At 63.0% G+C, this 6,935-nt stretch carries 7 protein-coding genes; all 7 read right to left on the bottom strand.

Features of this window, described 5'->3' with window-relative positions; all coding sequences use genetic code 11:
- Positions 1-1,165: TolC family protein (locus ACP5MM_RS09490; RefSeq protein WP_427934508.1), on the bottom strand; the 1,165-nt coding region annotated here is incomplete at its 3' end.
- 215 nt (positions 1,166-1,380) lie between these two features.
- A complete protein-coding gene (locus ACP5MM_RS09485) occupies positions 1,381-2,535 on the bottom strand; it encodes a glycosyltransferase family 4 protein (RefSeq protein WP_427932225.1) in 1,155 nt (384 codons plus the stop codon).
- Positions 2,536-2,548: 13 nt separating this feature from the next.
- Positions 2,549-4,060, bottom strand: coding sequence for a Ppx/GppA phosphatase family protein (locus ACP5MM_RS09480; RefSeq protein ID WP_427934506.1), 1,512 nt, complete (start codon positions 4,058-4,060; stop codon positions 2,549-2,551).
- A 2-nt stretch (positions 4,061-4,062) separates the two neighbouring features.
- The gene (phoU, locus tag ACP5MM_RS09475; protein ID WP_427934504.1) at positions 4,063-4,779 is read right to left on the bottom strand and encodes a phosphate signaling complex protein PhoU; all 717 of its coding nucleotides are present in this window, start codon (positions 4,777-4,779) and stop codon (positions 4,063-4,065) included.
- A gap of 13 nt (positions 4,780-4,792) precedes the next feature.
- On the bottom strand, positions 4,793-5,566 hold the full coding sequence (pstB, locus tag ACP5MM_RS09470) for a phosphate ABC transporter ATP-binding protein PstB (RefSeq protein ID WP_427932230.1): 774 nt from the start codon (positions 5,564-5,566) through the stop codon (positions 4,793-4,795).
- Positions 5,566-6,408 carry a phosphate ABC transporter permease PstA gene (pstA, locus tag ACP5MM_RS09465; protein WP_427932232.1) on the bottom strand — a complete coding sequence of 281 codons (843 nt, stop codon included), beginning with the start codon at positions 6,406-6,408 and terminating at the stop codon, positions 5,566-5,568. Before pstA ends, pstB begins: the two co-directional genes overlap by 1 nt.
- Positions 6,405-6,935, bottom strand: a 531-nt coding sequence (locus tag ACP5MM_RS09460; RefSeq protein WP_427934502.1) for an ABC transporter permease subunit, incomplete at its 5' end; no start/stop codon positions are given. The genes pstA and ACP5MM_RS09460, both read right to left, overlap by 4 nt.

Raw genomic sequence — 6,935 nt, 5'->3', positions numbered from 1 at the left:
GGGGGGCGATTTCCGCCGCCAAGCGCTGCAAATCAGCCACCAGGGTGTAGATCTCGGCGCGGGTCTGGAAAAGGCGCGCGCTGTATTCGGCATGGAGCTGACCGCGGGTGGCCTCCGCCACGGCGATGGCCCCGCGATTGCGATTCCACAACGGCAGATCGAGGCTGACGCTGGGGCCCAAGGTGTGGATATTGGACGTGTCCGCCGCTTTCGTCAGGCCGATGCTGAAGCCCGGATACTGCCCCAGGATGCTGCGGCGGACCCGCGCCTCCTGGGCCGCATAACCCGCCCGCAAGGCCAGGAGATCCAGCCGTTGGTGATCGGCCTTGGCCACCAGGACGGCGGGGTTCGTGGGCGTGGCGCCCAGCCGTGGCGGAAGCAGGGCGAGCTTTGCCTCCGGCGGCAGGCCCAGCAGTTTGTTGAGATCCTGCCGGGCCTTGGTGATCTGCCGGGCCAGGGCCAAGGCCCGGTCCTGACTGTCCAGCCAGGCGATCTGCCGCAGGGTCGCGGTAGTAATGGTGGCATCGCCTGCCTGCAGATTTTCCTGGGATGCCCGATACAGGCGTTGGGTCGTCAACGCCGCCCGGCGGGCCAGGTCCTCCTGCTGCTCCAGATAATAAAGCTGCCGGGTCAGGATACGCACCTGATTGGCTACCATCCATTCCTGCCAAGCCACCTGATACTGTACCGAGCGCGCCTGGGCCCGAGCGATATCCAGATCTGCCGGGCGCGTGAACAGGGCGGCCAGGCTCCAGTTCAGGGCCATGTTGTAGGCATTGTAGTAACCCGCCGCTACATTGCTGGGAAGATCGGCACTCAAGGATAATTGCGGATCGGGCAGGAGGCCGGCGGCAAAGACCTGCGCCTGGGCAACCCCCTCCTGGGCCCGCATGGCCCGCAGATCGGGGTTGAGCAATACGGCGATGAGGCCGAGGGACTCTCCGGAAAGGGGCCGGGAAGGGTTGATGGATAATCGCTCCTGCCGGGGCAAATGCGCCTGCCGCAGGGCGGCGGCGATTTGCGCGTCGGCATGGGTCTGTGCGGGAAGGGAAGCGCGCAAAGGCAAGGGATGGTAGCTCGCACAGCCCGACAGCAGCAGGATCAAGGCGAGGCCGCCATACCGCAAAGGCCCTGATGCCGAGAGTCCGGTAGCGCCGTTCAGCACGTTCTCTCTCCCCTGGCGGCGGCCAGACATCGGCGTCCCTTCCCCAAGGACGCTTCACAAAACTCGGCAACGATCATTTCCATAACGCCTTCATATCAACGAACGCCATTGGCTATAGGAAACACTTCCGGGCGCTACCCGAAGTCGATAAATATCGCCTCACCGTCCAGGAAGCGATGTTAGGCGGCGCACCTTAACCTTCCCTTAAGGCAGATTCAGCCCCCTCGCCGATGCCTGCCATGGCGCTCCAAGACTCCTTGATAGTGTGCGAGCAATTCATCGAAGACCGCTTCCCATGAGCAACCCTCGGCACGTTGCCGGGCGCGATTGCCCATGGCCCGGCGCAGGTCGGGCTCGCGGCAGAGGGCCTCCATCGCCGCGGCAAAATCCCCGTCCCGAGGAAGCAAAACTCCCTCCTCCCCATGACGAAACTGTTCATTGACCCCCGGGCAGTCATAGGCCAGCACCGGCAGGCCGCTGGCCATGGCCTCCAGGACGACGTTGCCGAAGGTTTCGCTGCACGACGGAAAGCAAAAGAGGTCGGCGCTGGCATACCAGCGCGCCAGATCCGTGCCCACCTGCATCCCCGCCAGCGTCATGTTCTCCGTCTTTTCCCGGCGGAGCTGCGCCAGGAGGGGCCCATCCCCCACCAGCGCAAGATGCAGGCGTTGCGGCCCTTGCCAACGCTGACTGAGCGCCCGGAAAGCTCCCAGCACGGCAGGAATGTTTTTCTCCAGTGCCAGGCGACCCACATTGAGGAGGAGTACGTCGTCGGGCTGCAAGCCCAGGGCAGCGCGCAAGCGCTCGTCGCGAAAACGGGGATGAAACCCGCTCCCGTCCACGCCCCGCCGCCAGAGCGCCAGATTGCGGAACCCACCCTTGGCCAGGACCGCCTGCGTTCCCTTGCTGGGGACCAGGGTCAACAGCGTAGCATTATGAAATCGGCGTAAATAGGCACGCGCCAGATCCTGCAGGATGCGCAGCCCGTAATGATGGGCATAACCGTCAAAATTGGTATGAAAGCTGCTCACCACGGGCAGGTCCAGACGCCGGGCGCCCAGCAACGCTGCCAAGCCCAGGGGCCCTTCCGTGGCAACGTGCAGGAGGTCCGGCTGCAGGCTGTGCAGACGGCGGGACATCTGCCCGGGCAAGGCCCAGCCCACGCGCAACTGCGGGTACAAGGGCAAGGCGGTGGCAGGAAAGAGATGAGGTCCGGCGGCCTCCCTGCGCTGCCGAGGGCGCAACACGCTCACCCGATGGCCCCGCGCCGTCAGCACATCCACCAGACGTTGCAAGGTGCGGGCAACGCCATTGACCTCGGGCGGAAAGGTTTCCGTCAGCAAGGCCAGGTGCAGGGATGCCATTTTCATGGCCCTGGCATCATCACCACTGCAAGGAAAAATCAGGGTCCAGCAAGCCCTGCTCTCGCTCCAGATCGGCCGCCAGCAAAGGCATACGGCCTTGCCAATCGGTGGGGAGCAGCAGGGTGATGGTTTCCCCCATGCTGCGCAGGCGCGGCGTAAACGGCAACGGCTCGGCACCATGATGAAACAGGATGGCCAGGCGCAACAAGACGGCCAAACGCTGCACGGCCACGGTATCCTCGGCAATCACGCCCATCCCCGCCAACTGCGGCAGCGACGGCAAACGCTTGCGCTGGGCCCGCAGCAGGGCGGCCACGACCCCTTGTTCGCGGCGGGAAAAACCGGGGATGTCGGCATTGCGCCAGATGTATTCGCCGTGTTTATGAAAACCGGAATGGGCGATGTCCAGTCCGATATCATGGGTCAGCGCAGCCCATGCCAGGCATTGGCCATGCCAAGCGCTGAGCTTCCATGCCCCCGCGCAGTGGGTAAAAAACTCCATGGCCTGGTGCCGCACCCGCTCGTTGCGCCCCACATGGCTGTGAAAGCGCTTTTGCAGATTCAGGATGCTGGATTCCCGCGTATCTTCCTGATGAATCCGGCCGAGCAATTCATAAATGGCGCCCTCCCGCAGTGCCCCATCGGAAAAACGCATCTCCTTGATCTGCAGCGCCTCGAAAAGGGCGTATAAAATCCCCAGGCCGCCGGGAAACACGGCAGCGCGATCGTTTTTCATGCCCTTGATCTGCAAGAGGGCCTCCACGCTCCCGGCACGGAGCACCCGCGCGCGCAACCAGCGCAGGCCTGCCATGGTAATGCGCGGCCCCTGGTTGTTTTCCGCCAGGATCCGGGCGATGGCCTTGATGGTCCCGGACGAACCCACCACCTGCTCCCAGCCGTGGGCCAGGTATTCGCCCAATACCGGCTCCAGGGCGACCCGCACGCGCTTTTCCAGGCGCGCCAGGTCCATGGGCAGAATCCTGCCGTCGGGAAAGTGCGCCCGCGTCGACGCCACGCAACCAAAATGCAGGCTTTCCATGATGGCCGGCAGAAAGCCTCGCCCCGCCACCAGTTCCGTGCTGCCGCCGCCGATATCCACCACCAGGCGCCGTTCATCGGCATCCACGGCCAGGCTGTGGGCCACGCCCAGGTAGACCAGGCGCGCCTCCTCCCGGCCGCTGACGATTTCCACGGGATACCCCAGGGTTTGCTCCACCGCCTGCAAGAAGCCCTGGGCAGCGCTGGCATCGCGCAAGGTGTTGGTACCGATCACCCGCACCCGCTCCGGCGGAATACCCTGCAGACGTTGTCCAAAACGCGCCAGACACGCCAGGGCCCGCTGTTGAACCCCCGGATCCAGGCTGCCATCGGCGCGCAGCCCTTCGGCCAGGCGCACGCCTTCGCGCAAGCGATCCAGCAGGCGCAGACCCGTGCTCCCCTCCTCGGCCACCACCATGTGGAAGGAGTTGGAGCCCAGGTCCACCGCCGCCAGCATCGACGCCAGGGGCGATGCGGGAGCGGAATCCGCCATGCCTACTCCCCCTGCCAGGTTTCGGCAACCTCGTCCAGGGGCAAATGGCGCACGCTCTTGCCCTTGGCCAGATAAATCACATATTCGCAAATGTTGCGCGCATGATCGCCAATCCGCTCGATGGCCTTGGCCACAAAGAGGGCGTCAATGGCCGAGGTGATGGTGCGCGGATCTTCCATCATATAGGTGATCAGGCGGCGCATGGCCGAGCGATATTCCTGGTTCAGCGTCTCATCGCCCTTGGCCACCTCGATGGCGGCATCGGCATCCACCCGCGCCAAGGCATCCATGGCCCGCCGCAACATATCCAGGGCATATTTGCCCATGCCATCGATGTCGCGCAGGAGCGCGTGATTGGAGCCCTGGGCGGCGTGGCCGATGGCCAGGGTCATGTTGGCGATCTTCACCGCCTTGTCGCCCATGCGCTCCAGATCGGCGACCGTCTTGATGATGGTCATCACCAGGCGCAGGTCGCTGGCGGCGGGCTGGCGCCGCGCGATGATGCCGATGCATTCCTCCTCGATACGCACTTCATAGCCGTTCACTTCGTGATCCCGGGAAATGGTTTCACTGGCCAGATCGCCATCGCCACTCTGCAGCGCCTTGATGGCGTTGGCAACCTGCTCCTCCACCAGCCCTCCCATGGCCAGGACCATGGAGCGGATATCATGCAGTTCCTCATCGAAACGCTGGGAAATATGCTGATCAAAGTCTGCCATGATTGGATTCCTTTTAGCCGTAACGGCCAGTGATGTAATCTTCCGTCTGTTTCTTGCCGGGATTGGTGAAAAGCTGGTTGGTTTGACCAAATTCTACCATCTCTCCCAGATACATAAAGGCGGTATAATCCGAAACCCGGGCCGCCTGCTGCATGTTGTGCGTGACGATGACGATGGTGAATTGGTCCCGGAGCTCGCTGACCAGCTCTTCGATCTTGAGCGTCGCGATGGGGTCCAGCGCCGACGTCGGCTCATCGAGGAGGATCACCTCGGGCTTGACGGCCACGGCCCGGGCAATGCAAAGACGCTGCTGCTGGCCGCCCGAAAGGCCCAGGCCACTGGTCTTGAGCTTGTCCTTGACCTCGCCCCAGAGGGCGGCCTGGCGCAAGGCCTGCTCCACCCGCTCATCCATCTGCGCCTTGCGCAAACGCTCATAAAGCCGCACGCCGAAGGCAATGTTATCATAAATGGACATGGGGAACGGAGTCGGCTTCTGAAAGACCATCCCCACCCGCGCCCGCAGACGATTGACGTCCATCCGGGGATTAAGGATGTTTTCCTCGTCCAGCAAGACCTCGCCGGTGGCGCGCTGCCCGGGATAAAGGGAGTACATGCGATTGAAGACCCGCAAGGCCGTGGACTTGCCACAGCCCGAAGGACCAATGAAAGCAGTCACCCTGCGCTCGGGAATATCCATGTTGATATCTTTGAGCGCCTGATCTGCGCCGTAAAAAAAGTCCAGGTGACGCACTGCGATCTTGGTTTTCTCTGTCTGGGATTCCAGCATTAGCGGAAACTCCTCCCCTTGATGATAAGACGTGAAGTAATGCTTAAAGCCAATACGGCCAAGGCGGCGATCAGCGCCCCTGCCCAGGCCAGGCGTTGCCAGTCGGCATAAGGGCTCATGGCGAACTGGAAGATCACTACGGGAACATTGGCAATGGGCTGGTCCAGATTGGTACTCCAGAACTGGTTGTTGAGGGCGGTGAACAGGAGCGGCGCGGTTTCTCCGCTAATCCGCGCTATCGCCAGCAAGACCCCGGTCAGGATCCCGAAACTCGCTGCGCGATAGGTGATTTGAAAGATCATTTTCCAGTACGGGGCGCCCAGGGCCAGGGCCGCCTCGCGCATGGTGCCCGGCACCAGGCGCAGCATTTCGTCGGTGGTGCGCAAGACCACCGGGAGGAGGAGGATGGCCAGGGACACGGCCCCCGCCCAGGCAGAGAAATTTCCCATGGGTACCACCAGCACGGTATATACAAAAAGACCAATGACAATGGACGGCGCACTGAGCAGAATGTCATTGAAGAAGCGGATGACCTCTGCCATACGGGTGCCATGGGCGAATTCTGCCAGATAGGTGCCCGCGAGGATACCCACGGGGGTGCCCACGAGAACGGCGAGGCCGATCATGATCAAGCTCCCCGCAAAGGCGTTGCGCAGACCGCCCACGCTTCCCGGCGCGGGGGTGTCCTGAGTGAAGAGCCCAAGATCCAGGGCGGCAAAGCCGGCATCCACGGTGGTCCAGAGGATCCACAAGAGCCAGAAAAGGCCAAAGCCCGTAGCCAGGACCGCCATGGTGAGGTTGAAGGCGTTCCAGAAGCGCCGACGAAAGCGGAGATTGGTCACAGACCCACCTTTCCCCGGGCCTTCTCCAGCCGCCACAGCATGAGTTTGGCCAGGACCAGGACGATGAAGGTGATCATGAACAAAATGAAGCCCAGAGCCAGCAGGGAGGAGCGGTACAGCGGCGAAAAGGCTTCGGTGAATTCATTGGCGAGGACGGCCGCGATGGAATTGCCCGGCTCCAGCAAGGAGGCATGCAGATCGTGGGCATTGCCGATGACGAAGGTGACGGCCATGGTCTCCCCCAGGGCCCTGCCGAGCCCAAGGAAAACCCCGCCCGTCACGGCGGTGCGGGTGTAGCCCAACACCACCGAACGCACCACCTCCCAGGTGGTGCCGCCCAGGGCATAGGCCGACTCCTTGAGAATGGCCGGGGTGGCCAGGAAGACGTCGCGCATGATGGCGGCGATGAATGGAATGATCATGATGGCGAGGATGATGCCGGCCGTGAGCATGCCGATGCCCATGGGCGGGCCGCGAAACAGCACCCCCAGGCCGGGGATATCCCCCAGATTATGGCTGATCCACGG

The organism is Acidithiobacillus sp., assembly GCF_049965315.1.
Taxonomy (GTDB): Bacteria; Pseudomonadota; Gammaproteobacteria; order Acidithiobacillales; family Acidithiobacillaceae; genus Acidithiobacillus_B.
The sequence above is the reverse complement of the archived record's forward strand: the minus strand, read 5'-3'. Positions and strand labels throughout refer to the sequence as shown.

Bases quoted from the DNA above. Each gene is read 5' to 3' on its own strand.
- pstB (WP_427932230.1), bottom strand. From the start codon at position 5,566: ATGCTGGAATCCCAGACAGAGAAAACCAAGATCGCAGTGCGTCACCTG.
- ACP5MM_RS09485 (WP_427932225.1), bottom strand. From the start codon at position 2,535: ATGAAAATGGCATCCCTGCACCTGGCCTTGCTGACGGAAACCTTTCCG.
- ACP5MM_RS09480 (WP_427934506.1), bottom strand. From the start codon at position 4,060: ATGGCGGATTCCGCTCCCGCATCGCCCCTGGCGTCGATGCTGGCGGCG.
- phoU (WP_427934504.1), bottom strand. From the start codon at position 4,779: ATGGCAGACTTTGATCAGCATATTTCCCAGCGTTTCGATGAGGAACTG.